Raw genomic sequence first — 20205 nt, 5'->3', positions numbered from 1 at the left:
CACCGGGAGTGCTTGCTCAATGAAGATCCGATTCGTGGGAGCCGCGGTCGTGGCCGTTGCCGGAGTCCTGCTGCTGGCCACTGCGTGCGGGAGCGGCGACGACGGTGGCGGGGGCGGCGACGAGACCGCGGGCACGCAGAAGCCGAACAATGAGTCGGCGTCCGCGTCCGCGGAGGCGAAGGGCGGTGCTGGAGTTCCGGAGTTCGGCTTGCCGTCAGATGTCAAGGTCGTCATCGACGACGACAAGACCGGTGACAAGGCCAAGGACGAGGTCCTGAAGGACCACGGCTACGCGCTGATGGCGATGTCGGAGGCCTTCGCCAAGGCCAGGGCGACGGACAACTTCAACCGCTACTGGGCGGAAGAAGCCCACGCCGAGTACGTGGCGAACTTCAAGGTCTACAAGGACGACGGCGCCACCATTACCGGGACGGACCGGTTTTACGCCCGTGAGGTCAAGTCCCTCGAGGACGGGAAGGCTCTGGTCACCTTCTGCGAGGACCAGAGCCAGGCCTTCGACAAGATTGTGAAAACCGGCAAGGTCGAGAAGACCAAGCCGAGCCTGAATTCCTTCTTCGAGCTCCGCGCACAACTGAAGAAGAGCAGCACGGGCGAATGGCAGGTCATCGACGAGCAGCGCCTGGAGGGGAGCAGGTCATGCCAGCAGGATGCCTGAGGCAAGCTCGCTCTGCTGCTGAAACAACAAGCGTGTGCAGTAGCGTAGGCACTTCCTATGTCGCGTATTGGAGGGGGCGCTTGTGACTGCCCGGAGTCTGTTTGTAACCGCTACGACCTTCGTTGCCGCTGTCGGGATCTTGCTGACCGGGTGCGGAGGTGAGAGTGAGCCGAAGGGTGACAAGATCGCTGGCGCTGACAAGAACGACAACGCGTCGGCGTCGCCGAGTGCCAGCCCGTCGGACACTGCCGACCGCCCCAAGATCACGTTCCCGAAGGACGTCAGGAACGTCTTTGAAGGCTGGAAGACAGGGGACCCGACGAAGGATGCGGTCCTTGCCGACGTGTCACGGACGGTGAACGTCGTCGATGATGCGATTCTCCGCGGTGACGCCAACTCGCCCGCGGTCACCTACTACCGCCAAGGCGAAGCAGCGGCCAGTGCCTCCAAATGGATCCAGGCATGGCTGAAGGAAGACCTTACATTCACTGGCACCACACGCTATTTCGCTCCCAAGGTCCAAATGTCCGGCAAGACTTCGGCCAGTGCCGTTTATTGCGCTGACGAGAGCAAGGCCTACAACAAGGATCGCAAGACCGGCAAGGTCGACAAGTCTCCTTCCGACGAGAGCCCGTACGTGCTCTACAACACGCGTCTGGAGAAGAGCGATCAGGGCGTCTGGCAGACCACGAAAGTCCTGTCGAAGAGGGGGGACAAGACGTGCGCTTCGTAGATCGGTCCTGCCGTGCCGCAGCCGTCGGCATCTTCGCGATCGCTTTTACCCTGATTCCCGGCATCGCTTCAGCAAAAGGGCCCGGCGAATCAGAGACCGAAGTCGACACCGGTGCAGAAGCTAACGGTCCCGCAGTGTCGGCGCACGCGGGCGGCGTCGTGTTCGACCGTTCGAAGAACGGCTCGGGCGACACAGCCGGGCCAGTGGCGCCTGTCAATGACTGGACGCCGCCCGCGTGCTGGTACGCCCCGAAGTACACTCCGGCACAGTTCAAGAAGTATGCTGAGCCTATCTGGGAGTCCGAGTCCACCGGGTACCAGTGGGACGCGGACCAGCGCAAGCGCTACGTAGATGGCGAGCCCTACAAGAACTTCAATCTTGACAAGGCTGGCAAGGGCTACTGGTGGGACTCCCACGTAAATGAGGCTCGCATCGGCGAACCCGCCGCAACTTCCTGCGACAAGCCCGTCTTCTGGGTCGACAATGGCGACCCGCCGCCGGCTGACATTCCCGAGGCCGTCACCCCCGAAATCCTTGCTCAACTTGCCTATGCCGAAATCCGTGTCCCGGACACCGCGATCAAGCTGTCACCGGCTCAGAACCAGAAGGTGAACCTCCCCACTTGGGCCTGGCTGGACAAGGCCCAGTTCAAGCCCGTCTCCGTCACCGCCTCCGTTCCGGTCCTCGACATCGAGTCGACGGCCACCGCTACCCCGGTTTCCCTCAAGCTTGAGCCCGGCACCAAGGACGCCAGACTCCACCCCGCTTCCGGCGAGTGCCCCATCAACAAGGACGGCAGCATCGGCACCCCGTACACCAAGGGTTCTGCCGACCAGACACCGCCTTGCGGCCTGACCTACCTCCGTGCCTCTGGTGACGACGGCCCGTACCAGCTCAAGGCCACCGTCACCTGGAAGATCAACTGGAAGGGTTCGGGCGGCACCGGCGGCAAGCTCCCCGATGGTTCCTTCGGCACAACCCAGGACGTCACTGTCCAGGAAATCCAGTCGATCAACCGCTGAAGTCGAAGGATCCATGGGGACCACGCAAACGCAGACCTCGACGTCCGTGGCAGGGAGATCGGGCTGGAGGGCAAGAAGGCGTTTGATGGGCTCGACATACAGGCAGGTCGAGCTGTTCGACGTTGCGGCGGGAACGCTGCAGTGGGTCTCGTAGCCTCTGGAACCAGGACGAACCGTTGGTACGTCGACTGCCGTGGCACCCGCTGACTAGGCTCATCCCTCGAGCACTTATCCGCCCATCAACTGCGACCCCACGAAGGCATAGGTAGGAACCCCGCCATGGCGCGCACCAGCAGCCCCACCCCCGTCCGGATCGGACGCCAACGCACCGCCGGTGACTTCGTCAAGGCCTTCTTCGCGTTCATCGCGCTGGCCGTGCTGCTCGTCGGTGTGCCGCTCGCGCTCGCGTCGCAGGTGGGGTGGCCGCTGCCGCGGACTGTGCCGTCGCTCGACACGCTGCAGCAGGAGATCACGGCGACCGTCTTCATCAAGGTGCTGACCGTGGTCGTGTGGGTGGCGTGGGCGCAGTTCACGGCCTGTGTGCTCGTGGAGGCCAGGGCGGAGTTGTCCGGGGTCGGGGTGCCCGCGCGGATTCCCGGGGCCGGGCCGAGCCAGATGCTGGCGCGGCAGCTGGTCGCCGCGCTGCTGCTGGTCGGCGCGACCGCCGCGAGCTTTACGCCCGGCCTGTCGCAGCTGGGCCAGCAGCTCGACGGCAACCAGCGCCCCACCGTCGCCGCCGCTCAGCAGACGCCGGGTCAGTTCGTCGCCGAACAGGTCGCGGAGGCCGCGCAGCAGGTCGCGCAGCACGCGGACAACACCAAGGTGCAGGGCGGGCAGAAGGCGCGGATGGAGCAGGGCGGTACGAAGTTCTACCGCATCCAGCCGCCCGAGGGCCGCCACCACGACTCCCTCTGGGAGATCGCCGAGCGGCACCTCGACGACGGCCGCCGCTACAAGGAGATCTACGAGCTCAACAAGGACCGCGTACAGCCGGACGGTTCGCGGCTCTCGCAGGCCAGCCTCATCCGCCCCGGCTGGATCATGGAGATGCCCGCGGACGCGCACGGCGGCGAGCTCGTCGAGATGCCCGACGACGGCCCGAAGGTGCCGGAGAACGTCCGCGAGCAGATCGCCGACTACGACAAGTCCAGCCCCACGCAGAGCCCGAGCGGCGGCGACGGCGTGACGCAGCCCATCTCCGTCACGCCCGACTCCCCGACAGGGCCCGAACAGCTCCCGGCCGACCCCGGCCCCACCGGGGGGCACGAGCAAGTCGCCACCCCCGCCGCCGAATCCGGTTCCTCCTTCGGCCTCTCCGACGCCCTCATGGGCGCCCCGCTGCTCGCCGCCGGCCTGCTCGCCGCGCTCGGCCGGCGCCGCCGCGCCGCGCTGTGGCAGTCGGCGATGCGCGCGGTCGGCGGCCGTACACCCGAGCTCGCCACGCCCACCGGCGCGGCCGCCGACATCCAGGACTCGCTGTTCGTCGGCGCCGACCCCGACGCCGTACGCGACCTCGACCGCGCGCTGCGCTGGCTGGCCGCCGCCCTCGGCGCCGAGTCCAAGACGCTGCCGACCGTCTACGCCGCGTGGCTCACCGACGCCGAGCTGCACCTCCAGCTCGCCCACCCCGCCGGCCAGCCGCCCGCGCCCTGGCAGCTCGGCCAGGACCAGACCTTCTGGCGCGTGCAGCGCTCCGACCTCCGGTCGATCGAGGACGTCGACGAGGCCGCCGCCCCGTACCCCGGCCTCGTCAGCCTCGGCACGCTCGACGACGCCCGCCTGCTGCTCAACCTCGAGGCCGTCCCCGGCATCGTCTCGCTGTCCGGCCGGGCCGCCGACCGTACGGCCGTGTTCGCGTCCGTCGCCGCCGAACTCGCCACCAACGGCTGGTCGGACCGGCTGACCGTGACCCTCGTCGGCTTCGGCGCCGAGCTCGGGGCCCTCGCCCCGACCCGCATACGCCACGTCGAGGACGTCGCCGCGCTGCTGGAGGACATGCGGGCCGAGACCGGGCAGAGGCGCCGCGCACTCGGCAACGCCGGTCACGACTCGGTGCTCACCGGCCGCACCGGCCAGGCGCAGCACACCCAGTGGGCCCCTCACCTGGTACTGCTGGCCGCCGAGCCGACTGAGGAAGAGGCGGTGGAGATCGCCGAACTCGCCGCCGACTCGGGGCGGCTGGGCATCGGCTACCTCGTCGGTGCCACGTCCGACGGCCTCCCCGGCGCGACCTGGGAGCTGGAGATCACCTCCGACGGCCGGCTGCTCGCCCCGCTGCTCGGCCTCGAACTCAAGGCCCAGCTGCTGCCGCAGGAGCAGCACGCGGCGGTGGTCGAGCTGTTCGCGGCCGCGGACCTCGACCCGGACGGCGGCGCGGGCGAAGGCGGCCGAGGCGGCGACGGCGGCGCGGACGTGTCCCGGCTGCCTTTCATGGTGGACATCACCGAGCGCGGGCGGCCCGCGGTGTACGCGCGACTCGTGGGCCCGTACGAGGTCATGGGCCTCGAGGACCCCGACGGCGAGCGCAGCCCGCTGCTCCACGAGGCCCTCGCCATGCTGCTGCTGCACCGCGAGGGCGTGCACCCGCGCGTCCTGGCGTCCGGCCTGTGGCCGCGCGGTGCGACCGAGGACGTTCGGGACGCGCTGATCGAGCGGCTGCGCAGCTGGCTCGGCAACGACCCGGACGGCGCGCCGCGGCTGCGCACCGATGACACCGGGCGGCTGACCCTGGCCTCGTCCGTCGTCTCGGACCTGGACGTGCTGCGCACGCTCCACCACGAGGCGACGGCCGGGCGCGGCGCCCGCCGCGCGTCCGTACGGGAGCGGCTGCTCACCGACGCCCTCGCGCTCGCCCGCGGCCCCCTCCTCGCCGACCGGCCCGCGGGCCGCTACGGCTGGCTCTCCCACGAGATCATCGAGGCTCAACTGCCCCTGCTGGTCGCGGACGTGGCGCTGGCGCTGTCGGCGCACCACCTGGGCGCGGACAACCCGGCGGCGGCCATCGAGTCCCTCAACACCTCACTGGTGTCGGCCCCGGCCGACGAGCGCCTCTGGAACGAACTCCTCCGCGCCGTCCACGCCACCGGCGACACGGCTCTGCTGACGTCGACGGCGGAGGCCCTGATCGAGCGCAACCATGCCCTGAGCGGCGGCGCCCGCGGCCTCCCGCCCCGCACGGAAGCCCTCCTGGACGAGCTCCTCCCGACCTGGCGCACCACCCAGGCCGCCGCCAACTGATGGGCCGTAAGGCCGAGAAGCGCTGCCGCAGGCGGGCGCAGCTCCAAGGCGGAGGCCGCGGCCGCGGCGCGCGCAGGGGAGACGGACAATCAGCGCCCGCCCGAGTCGAAGTGGCGGAAAGCTCTGGCCTATTCGGCCGTGCCCGCGGCCATCGCCGGGGGCATCGCGGGAACGTTCGTGTTCGGTCAGGGGCTGTGGCGGTCGCTGGCCCCCGCCTGGCCGGGAGGGGGCCGCGCCTTCGCGGTATCCGCGGGCTTCCTCATGGTCGCCACCCCTGCGGTGGCGCTGGCGGCAGCAACGTGGTTCGTCCGGCTCCGACGGAAAGGCCGCAGGCAGGCGTGGCTCCTCACCCCCGTCGCGGGCGCCTTCGGACTGCTCTGCGTGCTGTCGCTGATGGCCTTCCTGGTGTCCTTCGGCGGCCGCAGGCGCAGGCCGCGACCGGGTTGCGACACCGACGACTTCAGGTGCTGGTTGTCCACGACCTGCCCGTACGCAGCGGCGTACGCGCTGGGCGGAGCGGCCGTTGCGGGACTGCTGATGTGGGGCGGGATGCGGTTCGCGAGGCGCGCCGCCGGTGACTGAGCGCCGCCGGTGACTGAGCAGGTGTTTCTGGTCCCCGATTCTGTCCCGTGCTCCCGCCGTCGAGGTCACCGACGGCCTGGGTAGCGAGCGAGGGCACGACCATGGGTCGCCCGGGGGCCAGGTCGGAGCAGGCCCACGGGGTGCCGTACGCGCGGGCAGCCGCGGCAAGTAAGCCCGTTACTTCTTGCTGACCGCCGCCAGGATCTCCGGCAGGCGCGCCGCCACCCGCGGTGCCGCCAAGCGGAGGCCCAGGACCGCGACACCCAGCCCGTACGCCGCGCCCAGCGGGAGGATCAGCCACAGCCAGGCGTGGCCACCCGACACATGCAGCCAGATGTCCAGAGCCAGCAGCGGCGCGCACAGCAGCGCACCCACCAGCGTCCCGCCCATGATGCTGATCCAGGCCAGGCCCACCTGACCCGGCGCGACGTTCTTGTAGCCGCTGTCCTGCGGGATCGAGTACGGGAAGAGCGCCGAGGCCAGTGCGCCCGTCGCCAGGAGCGCGCCCAGCAGGGCGAGCGAGAGGCCCAGCGCGTCGGGGATCGCCTCCCACTGGCCCATGAAGGCCGCCGCCGCCAGCACCACCAGCGTCACGTACGGCAGCGCCACCGCGCCCAACGCCATGGCCCGTCCCCGCAGTTCCAGGTACGCGTCGCGCGGCGTCGAGATCGTCAGTGCCACCATCCAGAAGGCCGAGGTGTCCTGCCCGAACTGGTTGTACATCAGCATGCCGAGCAGACCCGCCGACCAGCAGGCCGTATACACGCTGCCGCCGCCCTGCACCGCCGTCACCACCGGCAGCAGCAGGCCGATGGCCAGCGAAGTCGCCCACGCGGCCTTCGCCTTCGGGTCGCGCCACGCGTAGCGCAGCGTCCGCAGCATCACCGTTCCCGTACGGCCGGCCGGAAGGAGCCGGGTCAGCCCGGCGATACCGGAGCCGCGGCCCTCCTTCCCCTCCTCCCGCGTGGCCGCCTGCAGCGTCGAGCCGTCCGGGCTGGTCATCAGGCGGGTGAGGCTGTGCTGCCACCAGCGCACCAGCAGCGCCAGCGCCACCCCGTTGAGCAGCAGTTGAACCGCGGCCTGCCCGTACGCGCCGTCGCCCGCCGCCCGTACCGCGTCCACCGCCGACGCCGGCGGTACCCAGCGCAGCACGTCCGCCACCGGCTCCAGCACCTTCAGCCCGTCCGGCTGGGCCAGCTTCTGCACGCCGATGTTCACGAACTGCGCGCCCACCGCGACGACCACACCGCTCAGCAGCGCAAGATCACGCCCCCTGCGGCTGGTCAGCAGCCGTATGTTCCCGGCCGCGACCGCCCGTGCGAGCGCCACGCACACCAGCACCACCAGCGGTACGGCGACCACGCCCGCCGCCACCCCCGCGCCCCCGCGCCCGACCGCAATCACCGAGCCGAGCGCGAGCGTGAGCGTGAACAGCGGGCCGACGCCGATCAGCGAGGCGACGAGCAGCGACACGACGACCGGGCGCGGCCGCAGCGGCAGCATCACCAGCCGCGTCGGGTCCAGGGTCTCGTCGCCGCTGGGGAAGAACAGCGGCATGACCGTCCAGCCGAGCGCGATGACCGCGATGACCGTGACGACGAGCGCGGGTGCGTGCGCGTAGCCGCGCAGCGCGATCAGACCGAGCATCTGCAGCGCGGCGAACAGCAGCGTCACGACGATCGACGCGACGTACGCGGCCGTACGCCCCGACGACTGGCGCAGCCCGTTCCGCAGCAGGGAGAGCTTCAGCCGTACGAAGACGGGCGTGACGGAGGCGGCCGAAGGCGAGGAAGGAGGAGGAGAAGAGGGAGAAGAAGGAGAAGAAGGAGGAACAGCAGCGGCGGTGGTCATCGGGCGCCGCCGCCAAGCCAGTCCAGGTCCTGTCCGGAGCCGCGGCCGCCCGCCCCGACCAGCTCCAGGAAGGCGGCCTGGAGCGAGCCCGCGCCGCCCCGCACCTCGGTGAGCGTCCCGTGCGCGCGGATCCGCCCCGCGGCCATCACCGCCACCCAGTCACACAGGCTCTCCACCAGCTCCATCACATGGCTGGAGAAGACGACGGTCGCGCCGGACGCGGTGTAGCGCTCCAGCACGCCCCGGATCGTCTGCGCCGACACCGGGTCGACGCCCTCGAAGGGCTCGTCGAGGAAGAGGACTTGGGGGTTGTGGAGGAGGGCGGCCGCCAGGCCGATCTTCTTCCGCATGCCGGTCGAGTAGTCGACGACGAGCTTGTGCTGCGCGCTCGCCAGGTCCAGGACGTCCAGCAGCTGGGTGGCCCGCTTGTCCACCTCCTCGCCGGGGAGGCCGCGCAGCCGGCCGGTGTACGCGAGGAGCTCGCGGCCGGACAGCCGCTCGAACAGGCGCAGGCCCTCGGGCAGTACGCCGATCCGGCTCTTGACCGCGACCGGGTCCCGCCAGACATCGTGGCCGCCGACCTCGACGCGGCCGGAGTCGGGCCGCAGGAGGCCGGTGACCATGGAGAGCGTGGTCGTCTTGCCCGCGCCGTTCGGGCCGACGAGCCCGATGAACTGGCCTGCGGGCAGCTCGAGATCGACTCCGGCGACCGCGACCTGCTCGCCGAATCGTTTCCACAGCCCGTGGATACGGACGGCGGGCGGCGCGGCCCCGGTCGTTGTCGCCGCTGCGGCTCCCGCAGCCGCCGATCCCGCCGCTTGGTCGATGTGCTCTGGCTCCAGTACCACGTATGGCGCCTTTCGTGTCCCCGTGTCGATGTCCCCGTGGGCGGGGGCCCTCGCTGGGCCCCGAACCGTGGCCAACGATACGGGCGGCGGATCACGGTGCGGGCACTGTGTTGTGGCCTCTTGATGAGGACCGGCACCTGTGCCATATATGTCTAGACCATTCCGTTCATCGTCGCCGAATGGAAGGCATGACCGTGAGACGGATTCCCGGGCTCGCCGTGCTGACCTCTGCCGCCCCCGCCCTCCTCCTGACGGCCTGCCTGACCACCTGCCTGTCCGCCTGCGGGGCGAACGGCGGGGATACGCAGGCCCCTTCGGCCCCGGCCGGCGTCACGGTCCATGCCGGCAGCTCCACCTCCGTCCACGTCATGTGGAGCCGCCCCACCGATGACGTCGAGGTCGCCGGTTACGAGGTGTACGAGGGAAGCAGGCTGGTCAAGAAGGTCACCGGCGAGCGGTACATGGTCGATGTCGCGGGCCTGAAGCCGTCGGCCGTCTACACGTTCACCGTCCGGGCCCGGGACGCTGCGGGCAACCTCTCCATGGCGAGCAAGGACATACGTGTCACCACACTGTCCGCGGCCGCCGCCGACGACCGCGAGCCGCCCACCCGTCCGGTGCACCTGGGCGGCCGGGCCGACGGCGGCCGCGCCGCAACCCTCGCCTGGGGCAAGTCGACGGACAACGTGGGCGTGGCCTCGTACGACGTCTACCAGGGCGACGCGAAGATCCACAGCGTCAGCGGCGACGAGACCACGGCGCTGCTCACCGGGCTGCGGCCCGGCACGGACTACACGTTCACGGTCCGGGCGCGAGACTCCGCGGACAACGTCTCACCGGCCGCCCGCGCTCTGGACCTCACCACCGCCCCGGGGCCGGGCGGGGGCGCCGGCACAGCGCCGACCGGCTTCCGGGCGAAGGCCCGCGCCGCCGCGGGGAAGCACTACCTCGACCTGTCGTGGGTGCCGCCGAAGACGGGCGGCGAGATCGCGGCGTACGAGATCTACCTCGACGGCACGTTCGCCACGACGCTGACATGGGGCGCCGCCCCGCCCAAGGGCCGCGCCACGCACAGCTTCTACGTCGGCGAGCAGCCGGGCACGACGTATTCGGTGAAGATCCGCGCCAAACTCCCCGACGGCACGTGGGGACGTTTCTCCCCGCAGCGGACCGTTACGACCGTCCGCCGGTGACGTCACGACCGCCCGCCCATGACGGGGCGGGCGCGGGGTACTGCTTCGCGCCGCGGCGGTCTCTTCGCCCGGGTTGTGGTTGCCGCCCCTGCCCGGCCGCCCCTGCCCGGCCGCCCCTGCCCGGCCGCCCCTGCCCCCCTGCCGGGCACTATGCCGCCCCTGCTGCCAAGGGCGCCAGAATGGGCCCATGGCAACTGTTGTGGCTTTTCCCGCCCACCCCGACGACGAGGTTCTGCACACTGCGGGCACGCTCGCTCGCGCCGCGGCTGACGGCCATCGGACGGTGATCGTGGCCGCGACCGACGGCCTGATGGGCGCCGCCCCGAAGGGCAGCGAGCCTCCCCGCCTGGGGGAACTGCGGGCGAGTGCGTCCGTGCTCGGCGTGGTCCGTGTGGCGCACCTGGGATATGCCGACAGCGGCCACGGCAAGGACCTCTACCCGGATCCGCCGGATCGAGCACGCTTTATGAGGGCGCAAACGGAAGAGGCCGCCGAACGACTCGCGAAGATCCTGCGCGAGGAGAATGCCGACGTTCTGCTGATCCACGATGCCAGGGGCGGCTATGGCCACCGCGATCATGTCAAGGCGCATCAGGTGGGCAAGCGTGCCGCCGAACTGGCGGGCGTGCCCCGGCTGCTGGAGGCGACCATGCCGCGCGATGCCGTCAGCCGCCTCGTGAGGCTGGCACGTTTACTGAGGGTCCCCTTGCGCTACGACCCCGAGACGCTTCGCACTGCGTACAGTCCGCGCGAGGCGATCACACACTCGGTCGACGTGCGGCGGTTCGCCGCACAGAAGCAAGCGGCCCTTGCCGCCCACCGCTCCCAGGTGACGGGAACCGGCCGGAGCGCGCAGATTTTCAGGGCGCTGGTCCGGCTTCCCTCCCCTGTCTTCGGGCTGCTGCTCGGTCGGGAGTGGTTCGTCGAAGCCACCGGGACGCCGCCCACTGTTCACCCGGCCGCCGATCTCTTCAAGCCGGCCGCCCCGTAGCCCAACGCCCCAGGCCCGAACGTAAAACACCCCTAGCGTGCGCGGGAAGCTGCCGCCTCGCGGCCGCAGGCGTAGGAGAGGGGGCTGATGAGCTCCTCGACGTCCGGCAGCCAGAGGTTCACCGCCGTCGGCTGCCGCGCCCACTGCACCGACCCCCGCGCCCCCACCCGCGTCGGCGGCGCCGCCACATAGTCCCCGTCGCCCCGCCCGACGAGATCGAGCGCCCGCGGCGGCCAGCCCAGCTTCCGTACGAGCTCCGGCACCCTCGTCGCCGCGCCCGGCTGCACGAAGAAGAGCATCCGCCGGTCCGGCGTGGAGGCGATCGGCCCCAGCGGCAGCGCCAGCCGCTCCATCCGGGCCAGCGCCAGGCACCCGGCCGACTCCGGCACGTCCAGCGCGTCGAACGTACGCCCCGTCGGCATCAGGATCGATGCCAGCGGCTGCTTCGACCACAGCCGCCGCACGCCGACCGCGCTGGCCGTCGCCTGTGCCGCCCAGTCCGGCCGGGCCGGGTGCGCGCCCGGGGCCGGGCAGTTCGCGTCCCGGCACGAGCAGCCCACGTTTCCCCGGCTCGCCTCGAGCCACGTCCCGGGGAACACATCCCACTGCCGCTCCTCCGCGTACCGCACCGCGATGTCGAGCAGCAATTCGCTCCGCTGCCTGGGGATCTGAGGGGGGCCGGTGCCCGTGCCGGTCCCGACGCGGGTGACGCCGCGCGCGCCGACGTTTCCTGCGACTCCGGCGGCTCCGGGAACTCCGATGGTCTCATCCACGTTCATCACAACTTCCCTCGTCACCAGGGGTTACGGGCCCGGCCGCCGTTTCTCGGCAGCAACCTTTTGGCACGCGGGGCGCACAGGTGCACTGGCGGGGGCGCGCACGCGAATGGTGTGCGACGCGCGGGTATCCCCTAATGCGGCATAGAGCGCACGAGTCATCCGGAAGTACCCGCTGAGTTCCGGTCAGTCCCACAGAAGACCATTGAAGAACACTGAAGGCTGACGAAGACCACCTAAGACGCTGAACTGCACCAATACAAGGAATTTACGGGATCACGGCGGGGCAGAGATCACTTGCATCGACTAAGGGGGTAGTGCCATGGCCGCCAGGCCACTCGTAGCGCGTCAGCCCAATGAACGGCTCCAGGCGCTGATTCAGGAGGCCGCCTGTTCCAACGCCGGCCTGGCCCGCAGGGTCAACATGTGCGGCGCCGAGCACGGTCTCGACCTGCGCTACGACAAGACGTCCGTCGCGCGCTGGCTGCGCGGCCAGCAGCCGCGCGGCCGCACCCCCGCCATCATCGCGGAGGCCCTCGGCCGCAAACTCGGCCGGACGGTCACGATCGACGAGATCGGCATGGCGAACGGCAAGAACCTGGCCTCAGGCATCGGCCTGCAGTTCTCCCCCACGGTCGTCGGCGCGATCGAGCAGGTCTGCGAGCTGTGGCGGAGCGACGTGGGGCGCCGGGACTTCCTCTCCGGCTCCTCGGTCGCGTCCTCCGCGCTCGTCGAACCGAGCCGCGACTGGCTCATCACGGGTGGCGACCCGCGGGTGGAGCGTACGGCTGGGGCGCGGGTCGGACGCGCGGACGTCGCGGCCGTACGGGCGATGACAACGGCCCTCGTCGAACTCGACCACCGCTTCGGCAGCGGTCACGTACGGCCCGTGGTCGTGCACTACCTCAACAGCGTCGTGTCCGGGCTGCTCAGCGGCTCCTACGCGGAGGCGGTCGGCCGCGACCTCTTCGCCGCCGTCTCCCGACTCACCGAGCTGGCGGGTTACATGGCCGTCGACACCGGCCAACCGGGGCTCGCGCAGCGCTACTACATCCAGGCCCTGCGCCTCGCCCAGGCCGCGGGGGACCGGGGCTTCGGCGGATACGTGCTGGCGGCCGGCATGAGCCACCTGGCCGCGACGCTCGGCAACCCGCGCGAGATCGCGCAGCTCGCGCGCGCCGCTCAGGAGGGGACGCGCGGGCAGGTCACCCCGCGGGCGGACGCCATGTTCTTCGCGGCGGAGGCGCGCGGGCACGCGCTGATGGGGGATGCGCGGGCGTTCCAGGAGGTGGCGGCGCGGGCGGTCGCGGCCATGGACCGGGCCGACGGCTCGTCCTCCGCGGGAACGGGCGACGACCCGCCGTGGATCGCGCACTTCGACTACGCCTATCTGGCCGACGAGTTGGCGCACTGCCACCGCGACCTGGGCCAGGCCGAGGCCGCGTGCCGCAAGGCGGATGAATCGCTCGCCGGGCACCCGGAGTCGCGCGTACGGCGGCGGGCCATCGGCCTCGTCCTGCTCGCCTCCGCGCAAGTCCAGCAACGGGAGATCGAGTTGGCGTGCCACACGGGCACGAGGGCCGTCGAAATGCTCGACGGGCTGCGGTCCAACCGCGGGGCGGAATACCTCAGGGATCTGCGGCACCGGCTGGCACCGTTCGGGGAGGAGTCGGTGGTACGGGAGTTCGGCGCCCGCTTGGAACTCGTCCCGGCTTAACCGGTTGTGGGCATTCGTTCCGCTTGGGGGTCCCCCCGGACGGAGTCTGGGGAAGGAACGAATGCCCACAACCCGGCGTCAGGCGTCCGGGTCCGCGGTGGTGAAGTAGAGCGCGAAGGCGGCGATGATCTCCTCTTCGGTGATCCGGCCGTCCCCGTCCCCGTCCAGCGTGGCAGCGACCCGGCCGCAAGCCTCCGGCTTGACGCCCAGCACCCGCGCCACCCGCACGGTCTCCTCAGGCGTGATCACGCCGTCGCCGTCCGTGTCGGCGACCCGTATCACCGCACGGAGAAACGGCCTGGCGATCTCCGCGAACCGCTGCGCGTTGTCGCGCAGCCGCTTCACGGCCTCGTTGACGAACTCCTCGCGCGATACGTGCTGATCACCGTCCGTGTCGGCTATCGCCGCCATACCCTGCCAAAATGCCTCGGCGCCTTCGTAGAGCGCCTGTCCCTTCATCGAACGGGCGACGACGCCGAACTCCGTCAGCACGGCGGCGGCAGCGGCGTTGAAGTCCTCGCGTGAGATGTAGCCGTTGCCGTCCTGGTCGAAGGTGGCGAAACGGCGGGCGATCTTGGCTTCGTATTCAGCGGGATCCACGGTCGGCCTCACGTTCACGTCGGGTACCGGGGTCAGATAGTACGTACGTCCTGCTCCGAGGCGAAGTTCAGGAAAATGTGCCATGCATCACCGGTGAAGTGGAGCCGGGGACCGTCCGGATCCTTGGAGTCACGGACTGCTACGGCGGCGTCCGCCGAACCCGTCAGCTCGGCGAATTCGATGCACTCGCCGCCCTGGCCGCTGCTGTAGCTGGACTTGCGCCAATTGGTGCTCATAGGTCCTCCAGGAGTGAGGCAATCAGCTCCGCCGAGTCCTCCGCGGACAGCGCGGCGGTCCGCAGAAGATCGTATCGGAACGCTGCCTGTTTGAACTCGTCCGGATGAGCCATAACCTGCACGGTTCCGACCCCTTCGCTGTAGACGAAGTCCGCGCCCTCATCCATGTCGAGGAGGGTGAACGAGCCGTCGAGCGAGGCCGGGAAGCCCGCACTGAACGGCAGGATCTGGATGATCATCTTGGGGTCGTAGCGGTAGTTCAACAGCCGCTGGAGTTGAGCCCGCATGACCTCGTCGTCAGCCGGGCGCCGACGCAGCGCTGCTTCGTCCAGGACGACCCAGATTTCTGGCGCGTTCGCCCGCGTCAGGATGCGCTGGCGTTCCATTCGCGCCGTGACCAAAGAGTCCAGATCGCGATGGCGGCTCGTGCGCATCACTGCTCGGGCGTAGTCCTCGGTCTGCAGCAGACCGTAGAGCGTCTGGGCCTGATACGTGCGGATCGCTGTCGCCGCCGCCTCGAACTCCGCGTACGCGCGGAACCACGACGGCAGTGCCAGCCGTGCCACCAGCGGCCACAGTCGGCAGAACGAGCCGTCCGTCTCGAAGATCTTGTCGCAGCGCTTGGCGAATTCCTCGGTGGGGAAGCGCTTCGCCGTCTCGATGTAGCCCACCAGGGCGCCGGAGCAATAGAGCCCCTTGCCCAGATCCTTCTGGGACATGCCCGCCTTCTCGCGGTGGAGGCGGACCTCCGAGCCGAAGAACGCGAGCGGGGACTTGGACGGGTCGAGGTCGTTCGGATTCGGCATGGCGTACCCCCTGTACTGCTAACTGCTACCGCTCCGTGCAACTGTGGACGCTGTTAGCGACCAACCTGTAGCCGAGAGTAGTTGTCCCCACTGACAGTGGTGACGTGAATCACGAAACCGAACGCGGCCTGCACATCAGCAGGTTGCCGCTGCCCCACACCCCGCTCGCCGCCGCGCAGGCCCGCCGTCACGTCCGGGACGTGCTCGCCACCTGGGGCCTCGGCGGCGGGGAACTGGCCGAATCGGTCGAGCTCGTGGCCAGCGAGCTGGTCACCAACGCCGTACGGCACGCGGTCTGCCCGTGCGGCTGTACGCGCGGGGTGATCGCGCTGGCGCTGTGGTGCGGGGACGGGCGGCTGCGGGTGGAGGTCGGGGACCCGCTGCGTACGCCGCCGCGCTGGCCGGAGGGCGTAACGGGCGTAACGGGCGACGCGGGCGACGCGGGCGACGCGGACGATGCGGAGGACTGCGGCGGGCGGGGGCTGGCGATCGTGACCGCGCTCGGAAAGGACTGGGGGCACCACGAGCGGTCGGTGCGCGGGAAGGTGGTGTGGTGCGAGTTCGCGACGGCGGAAGGCTGCGCGGACAGCGGCCGCGCGGAAGCCGGTTACGCGGAGAGCGGGCTCGCGGTCTCGTCGACGGCGGAGGCGACGTCCGGGTAGACCTCGAAGAGGCGGCGGACACCGAGCGCGGTGAGGACGCGGTTCACGTGTGAGCCGTCCTCGGCGCCGCGCGCGGGGAGGATCAGCCGTAGCCGGCCCTGACAGGAGCGCATCAGCCTGCGGGAGGCGATGAGGACGCCTACGCCGCTGGAGTCGCAGAAGCGGACACCGGCGAGGTCGAGCACCAGGCTGCGGCGTCCTTCGGCCACCGCGTCGTGCACGTGCTGCCGCACCGCGGGCGAGGTCACCAGGTCCATCTCACCGGAGATGCGCAGGACGGCCCACTCGCCCTGCTCGGTCTCCATCACTTTCAAGGTCACTCGACCGACGTCCCTTCGGTTGCTCGCTGTGCGATCGCTATGCGGAAGCAGTCCTTCCAAGCTCGGCTGCCCGGGCGTTACCCCTTGAAACACGCGACTCGGTAACCGCTCCCAACGACCCTATGCGCATTCGGGAACAGGAGTCTCAGGAGAAGCAAGCAACGTGACCGGATCTATACCAGCAGTAGTTGCCCGTGCACCGAACATTGATGCAAAGGGCGTGCGTTGTCGGTATGGCCTACTACATTCGATGAGGACGTCGATGTGGACGGTCGATGCGGACTACGGCGGATGGATGGGGGCCGGATGGCGAACGACGTGTCTCCCCGCTGGGACCGGAAGATGCAGCAGCGGCTGACGCGCGGCGAGGCGGCCGCGCTGGGCGAGCTGTACGACCGGTTCGCCTCGCTCGTCCACGGTCTGGCGTACCGGGTCCTCGACGACGAAGCCGCCGCCGACCGCATCACGCGCGACATCTTCGGCTACATCTGGGAGCACCCGGACGCGTACGACCCCAAGCAGGGGCCGCTGCGCTCCTGGGTCGCCTCGATCACGCACCGGCAAGCGGTGCGGCGGCTGCGCGAGACCGAGTCGGAGCTATTGGGTGAGGGCGGCGAAAGCGGGACGGCCGAGCGGATAGAGAAGAAAGTCCGGGCCGCCTCCGCGGCGGCCCGCGCCGACTACATCCGGAACTCCATGCCCGCGCCGCTGCGAGCTGCGCTGGAACTCGCGTATTTCAAGCACCTCGACTACCGGCAGACCGCCGCCGATCTGGGCGTGACGGAGGACGAGGCGCGGCGGAGGCTGCGGCTCGGGCTGCAGCTGCTGTCCACGGCGCACGTCGACTCGGCGGTGCCGGGGTCGGGGCAGGCGGCGCCGCCGCTGCCTCCTGGGCAGGGGAGCGCGCTGTGAACGGGCCGTTCGGGCCTGGGCGGCCCGACGAGCCGGGCGATGACGCGTCGGAGGGTGCGGGCGGGGCGCGGCGGCCGCGCATACCTCCTCCGCGGTCGGCGGCGGAGGACCGCGGGCCGCTTCCGGATCTGCGGGACCTGTCGGAGCGGCCGGACGTGACGGAGCGGCCGGACGTATCCGAGCAGTCGGACGTATCCGAGCGGCCGGACGTATCCGAGCGGCCGGACGTATCCCAGCGGCCGGATGCGGCGGATTCGCCGGATGCGGCCACGGCTCCGACTACGCCCAGGCCCGCGCCCGGCCCGGAGTTGCCCGCTCCGGCCAGTCCTTCCGTGCCTCCCGTTCCGTACACCCACAGGGTGCTGAAGTCGCTGCTGGGTGCGTGGGCGCTGTCCGCGTGCTCGGCCGAGGAGACGGCGGCCGTCGAGGCGCACCTCACCGACTGCGCCATGTGTGCGGACGAGGCCCTGCGGCTGCGCGATGCCGTCGGCCTCCTGCACAAGGAGGACAACCTGGACCTCGACCCCATGCTGCGCGCCCGCACGCTCGCGGGCTGCCTGTTGCGGCGCCCGGCGCGCATACCGGTGCCCGAGTGGGCGGCGCCGTACGACGCGGAGACCGCGCGGCTGGACGCGCTGCTGCACGACATGGGCGAGTCGGAGTGGTGTACGCCGGTCCGGCTGCGCTGGTTCGAGGGCAGGCGCGGCGTCGAGCGTGAGGCCACGGTCGCCGGGGTGCTCGCGCATCTGATGGCGGTGGACGGCATGGTGGCAGGCGTGCTCGGCCTGCCCGATCCGCTCGGCGAACTCGCGTCGGGCGCCGGGGCCGGCGGCGAGCCGCCGGCGTCTGCGGCGGCTCGCACGGAGGCGTACTGGCGCACGGAGATGCCGGAGCCGCCGGGCACGGTGCGCGAACCGTGGCGCGATCAGGCGCACTCGCTGATCCGCAGGGTCAGCTTCGCGGGCGGCGGGGCTGCCGGACTCGACGTGTCGTACGGGGACTTCGGGCTGCCGCTGCGGGACTCGTTCCTGGACCGGGCCTTCGAGTGCTGGGTGCACGCGTCGGACATCGCGGAGGCCGTGGACTATCCGTACGACCCGCCCGCGGCCGGGCATCTGCACCTCATGATCGACCTGGTGGTGCGGCAGCTGCCGGTGGCCCTCGCGGGGCGGCGCCGGGTCGGGCTCGCGAGCCCGCCGCGGAGGCTGGGGGTCGCGGGGGAGCCGGGGCGTACGCTCCACCTGGAGGTGGAGGGCAAGGGCGGCGGCCACTGGTTCATCCCGCTGGACTCGCCTGCCGCGGTGGCTTCGCCGGACGAGGAGGTGGCGCGGGTGGCGCTGGACGCGACGGAGTTCTGCCAGCTGGCGGCGGGGCATGTGCTGCCGGAGGACGCGGCGGCGGGTCAGGACGGCGACCGCGAGGCGATCCGCGACGTCCTCGCGGCAACGGCCTCGCTGTCGCGCTTGTAGCGGGGTTGTGGGCATGCGTTCCGCCCCGCGGAACGCACGCCCACAACCCTTATGCGAAGACGACCGTCCTGGCGCCGTTGAGGAGAACTCGGCGTTCGCTGTGCCACTTCACCGCTCGCGCGAGCGCCTGGCATTCCACGTCGCGGCCGACCGCAACGAGCTGGTCCGGCGTAACCCAGTGGCCGACCCGCTCGACCTCCTGCTCGATGATCGGGCCCTCGTCGAGATCCGCCGTCACGTAGTGCGCCGTGGCTCCGATCAGCTTCACACCGCGCACGTGCGCCTGGTGATACGGCTTCGCGCCCTTGAAGCTCGGCAGGAAGGAGTGGTGGATGTTGATGATCCGCCCCGACAGCGCCTTGCACAGATCGTCCGAGAGCACCTGCATGTAGCGAGCCAGCACCACCAGCTCGACGCGCTCCTCCTCGACGATCTTCAGCAGCCGCGCCTCCGCCTCCGGCTTGTTCTCCCTCGTGACCGGAATGTGGTGGAAGGGGATGCCGTACGAGGAGACGAGCTCCTCGAAGTCCGTGTGGTTGGAGACCACGGCCGCGATCTCCACCGGCAGCGCGCCGATCCGCGTACGGAACAGCAGGTCGTTCAGGCAGTGCCCGAACTTGCTGACCATGAGGACGATCCGCATCTTCTCGTCGGCCCGGTGCATCTGCCAGTCCATCCGGAAGCTGTCGCCGATGGCGGCGAAGCTGGCCCGCAGATTCTCCAGCGTCACCGACCGGTCGGCCGAGAAGTGCACCCGCATGAAGAACAGCCCCGTGTCGTGGTCCCCGAACTGCTGGCTGTCCTCGATGTTGCAGCCGGTCATGAAGAGGTAGCTGGACACGGCGTGCACGATGCCCTGCTTGTCCGGGCAGGACAGGGTGAGGACGTACTGCTCAGGGTCCTGCTCGGGGGCCTGGGGGGACGCGGCGTGCTGCGACTCGTTCATGACCTAATAGGGTCGCACACCCGCAGACCGGACCTGGACCCGGCCTGGACTGGGCCTGGACAGCGCCTCTGTCCGGCGCGGGCCCGACCGGGCCTTGTCCGCCCCGTGCCGGACCGGGCAGGGCTACTGGGCCGATCCCTGCTGCTGGACCGCCCGGTTCATGATCGCGAGCACCTCGAGCGAGCGCGGCGGCGAGTCCGGGTCGTCGCCGTCGTTGGTGGCGAGCCGTACGTGAGCCTCGCGGGCGGCCCGTACGGCCTCCGACCATCCGTGGTGCTCGATGTAGGCCGCGACCGGCGCGTCCGGCCCGACCTGGTGCATGATCCGCAGCACCCGCAGTACGGCGACGTCCACGAGGGCCGCCTCCTGCGAGTCGCGGAAGATCGTCCCGACGTACTTCTCCGCCGACCAGTTGTCCAGCCAGGTGTCCTCGACGAGCCGGTACACGGCGTCGGTGACGTCCCCGTAGCCTTCGCGGCCGGCCAGCCAGCACTCCTGCTGGAAGACGGGGTCCGAGAGCATGTGCAGCGCGGAGCGCACATTGCTGCGCCAGCGCCACCACGGCATGTCGTTGAGTGGCATGCCGCCCATGGTGGGGGAGCGACGGCCGCGACGGGAAGACTTCTCA

General features: G+C 70.5%; 20 protein-coding genes. 11 read left to right on the top strand and 9 right to left on the bottom strand.

From position 1 onward, the window contains the following. Nucleotides 1–19: 19 nt before the first annotated feature. From ACTWQC_RS05415 to ACTWQC_RS05395, 5 genes are all read left to right on the top strand, one after another. Entirely contained in the window at nucleotides 20–676 is a 657-nt protein-coding gene (locus tag ACTWQC_RS05415; protein ID WP_443314366.1) for a hypothetical protein, read from the top strand. Nucleotides 677–758: 82 nt separating this feature from the next. Beyond that, nucleotides 759–1409: a hypothetical protein gene (locus ACTWQC_RS05410; RefSeq protein ID WP_443314365.1), complete on the top strand. Its 651-nt coding sequence runs from the start codon at nucleotides 759–761 to the stop codon at nucleotides 1407–1409. After that, nucleotides 1397–2431: a hypothetical protein gene (locus ACTWQC_RS05405; protein WP_443314364.1), complete on the top strand. Its 1035-nt coding sequence runs from the start codon at nucleotides 1397–1399 to the stop codon at nucleotides 2429–2431. The genes ACTWQC_RS05410 and ACTWQC_RS05405 overlap by 13 nt, the downstream gene beginning before the upstream one ends. Before the next feature lie 279 nt (nucleotides 2432–2710). Then, a complete protein-coding gene (locus tag ACTWQC_RS05400; protein WP_443314363.1) occupies nucleotides 2711–5668 on the top strand; it encodes a BTAD domain-containing putative transcriptional regulator in 2958 nt (985 codons plus the stop codon). A gap of 138 nt (nucleotides 5669–5806) precedes the next feature. Then, nucleotides 5807–6250, top strand: a complete 444-nt coding sequence (locus tag ACTWQC_RS05395; protein ID WP_443314362.1) for a hypothetical protein — start codon at nucleotides 5807–5809, stop codon at nucleotides 6248–6250. A gap of 177 nt (nucleotides 6251–6427) precedes the next feature. Here ACTWQC_RS05395 and ACTWQC_RS05390 read toward each other — a convergent pair whose 3' ends face one another. Both ACTWQC_RS05390 and ACTWQC_RS05385 read right to left on the bottom strand, forming a co-directional pair. Beyond that, nucleotides 6428–8101 carry a transporter gene (locus tag ACTWQC_RS05390; RefSeq protein ID WP_443314361.1) on the bottom strand — a complete coding sequence of 558 codons (1674 nt, stop codon included), beginning with the start codon at nucleotides 8099–8101 and terminating at the stop codon, nucleotides 6428–6430. Beyond that, the gene (locus ACTWQC_RS05385) at nucleotides 8098–8949 is read right to left on the bottom strand and encodes an ABC transporter ATP-binding protein (protein ID WP_443314360.1); all 852 of its coding nucleotides are present in this window, start codon (nucleotides 8947–8949) and stop codon (nucleotides 8098–8100) included. The genes ACTWQC_RS05390 and ACTWQC_RS05385 overlap by 4 nt, the downstream gene beginning before the upstream one ends. A gap of 179 nt (nucleotides 8950–9128) precedes the next feature. Between ACTWQC_RS05385 and ACTWQC_RS05380 the strand changes: the two genes are divergently transcribed. After that, the gene (locus ACTWQC_RS05380; RefSeq protein WP_443314359.1) at nucleotides 9129–10142 is read left to right on the top strand and encodes a fibronectin type III domain-containing protein; all 1014 of its coding nucleotides are present in this window, start codon (nucleotides 9129–9131) and stop codon (nucleotides 10140–10142) included. Between the two features lie 187 nt (nucleotides 10143–10329). Beyond that, entirely contained in the window at nucleotides 10330–11133 is an 804-nt protein-coding gene (locus tag ACTWQC_RS05375; RefSeq protein WP_443314358.1) for a PIG-L deacetylase family protein, read from the top strand. Between the two features lie 32 nt (nucleotides 11134–11165). Here the strand turns inward: ACTWQC_RS05375 and ACTWQC_RS05370 are convergent, their stop codons facing one another. Beyond that, nucleotides 11166–11912: a bifunctional DNA primase/polymerase gene (locus tag ACTWQC_RS05370; RefSeq protein ID WP_443314357.1), complete on the bottom strand. Its 747-nt coding sequence runs from the start codon at nucleotides 11910–11912 to the stop codon at nucleotides 11166–11168. Nucleotides 11913–12231: 319 nt separating this feature from the next. Between ACTWQC_RS05370 and ACTWQC_RS05365 the strand changes: the two genes are divergently transcribed. Continuing rightward, a complete protein-coding gene (locus ACTWQC_RS05365) occupies nucleotides 12232–13626 on the top strand; it encodes a transcriptional regulator (protein ID WP_443314356.1) in 1395 nt (464 codons plus the stop codon). Nucleotides 13627–13704: 78 nt separating this feature from the next. Here the strand turns inward: ACTWQC_RS05365 and ACTWQC_RS05360 are convergent, their stop codons facing one another. The 3 genes from ACTWQC_RS05360 to ACTWQC_RS05350 are packed head-to-tail and all read right to left on the bottom strand — an operon-like array spanning nucleotide 13705 to nucleotide 15268. Then, on the bottom strand, nucleotides 13705–14226 hold the full coding sequence (locus tag ACTWQC_RS05360) for an EF-hand domain-containing protein (protein WP_443314355.1): 522 nt from the start codon (nucleotides 14224–14226) through the stop codon (nucleotides 13705–13707). A 32-nt stretch (nucleotides 14227–14258) separates the two neighbouring features. Beyond that, nucleotides 14259–14462, bottom strand: a complete 204-nt coding sequence (locus tag ACTWQC_RS05355; RefSeq protein WP_443314354.1) for a DUF397 domain-containing protein — start codon at nucleotides 14460–14462, stop codon at nucleotides 14259–14261. After that, a complete protein-coding gene (locus ACTWQC_RS05350; protein ID WP_443314353.1) occupies nucleotides 14459–15268 on the bottom strand; it encodes a helix-turn-helix domain-containing protein in 810 nt (269 codons plus the stop codon). Before ACTWQC_RS05350 ends, ACTWQC_RS05355 begins: the two co-directional genes overlap by 4 nt. Nucleotides 15269–15372: 104 nt before the next feature. Between ACTWQC_RS05350 and ACTWQC_RS05345 the strand changes: the two genes are divergently transcribed. Then, nucleotides 15373–15930 (top strand): ATP-binding protein, encoded by a 558-nt coding sequence (locus ACTWQC_RS05345; RefSeq protein WP_443314352.1) that lies wholly within the window; start codon nucleotides 15373–15375, stop codon nucleotides 15928–15930. Here the strand turns inward: ACTWQC_RS05345 and ACTWQC_RS05340 are convergent. After that, entirely contained in the window at nucleotides 15876–16250 is a 375-nt protein-coding gene (locus tag ACTWQC_RS05340; RefSeq protein ID WP_443314351.1) for an STAS domain-containing protein, read from the bottom strand. The two genes, ACTWQC_RS05345 and ACTWQC_RS05340, sit on opposite strands and share 55 nt — an antisense overlap. Nucleotides 16251–16556: 306 nt before the next feature. Here ACTWQC_RS05340 and ACTWQC_RS05335 point away from each other — a divergent pair, with 306 nt between their 5' ends. Further along, nucleotides 16557–17162, top strand: coding sequence for a sigma-70 family RNA polymerase sigma factor (locus tag ACTWQC_RS05335; RefSeq protein ID WP_443314350.1), 606 nt, complete (start codon nucleotides 16557–16559; stop codon nucleotides 17160–17162). Beyond that, a complete protein-coding gene (locus tag ACTWQC_RS05330) occupies nucleotides 17159–18631 on the top strand; it encodes an MDMPI N domain containing protein (protein WP_443314349.1) in 1473 nt (490 codons plus the stop codon). The genes ACTWQC_RS05335 and ACTWQC_RS05330 overlap by 4 nt, the downstream gene beginning before the upstream one ends. A gap of 49 nt (nucleotides 18632–18680) precedes the next feature. Here the strand turns inward: ACTWQC_RS05330 and purU are convergent, their stop codons facing one another. Both purU and ACTWQC_RS05320 read right to left on the bottom strand, forming a co-directional pair. Then, nucleotides 18681–19577 carry a formyltetrahydrofolate deformylase gene (purU, locus tag ACTWQC_RS05325; RefSeq protein ID WP_443314348.1) on the bottom strand — a complete coding sequence of 299 codons (897 nt, stop codon included), beginning with the start codon at nucleotides 19575–19577 and terminating at the stop codon, nucleotides 18681–18683. A 123-nt stretch (nucleotides 19578–19700) separates the two neighbouring features. Then, nucleotides 19701–20168, bottom strand: coding sequence for an SCO4402 family protein (locus ACTWQC_RS05320; RefSeq protein ID WP_443314347.1), 468 nt, complete (start codon nucleotides 20166–20168; stop codon nucleotides 19701–19703). Nucleotides 20169–20205 lie beyond the last annotated feature (37 nt).

It is taken from the genome of Streptomyces sp. 8N616, from assembly GCF_052246385.1.
Classification (GTDB): domain Bacteria; phylum Actinomycetota; class Actinomycetes; order Streptomycetales; family Streptomycetaceae; genus Streptomyces.
This window is presented reverse-complemented; position numbering and strand designations above follow the sequence as displayed.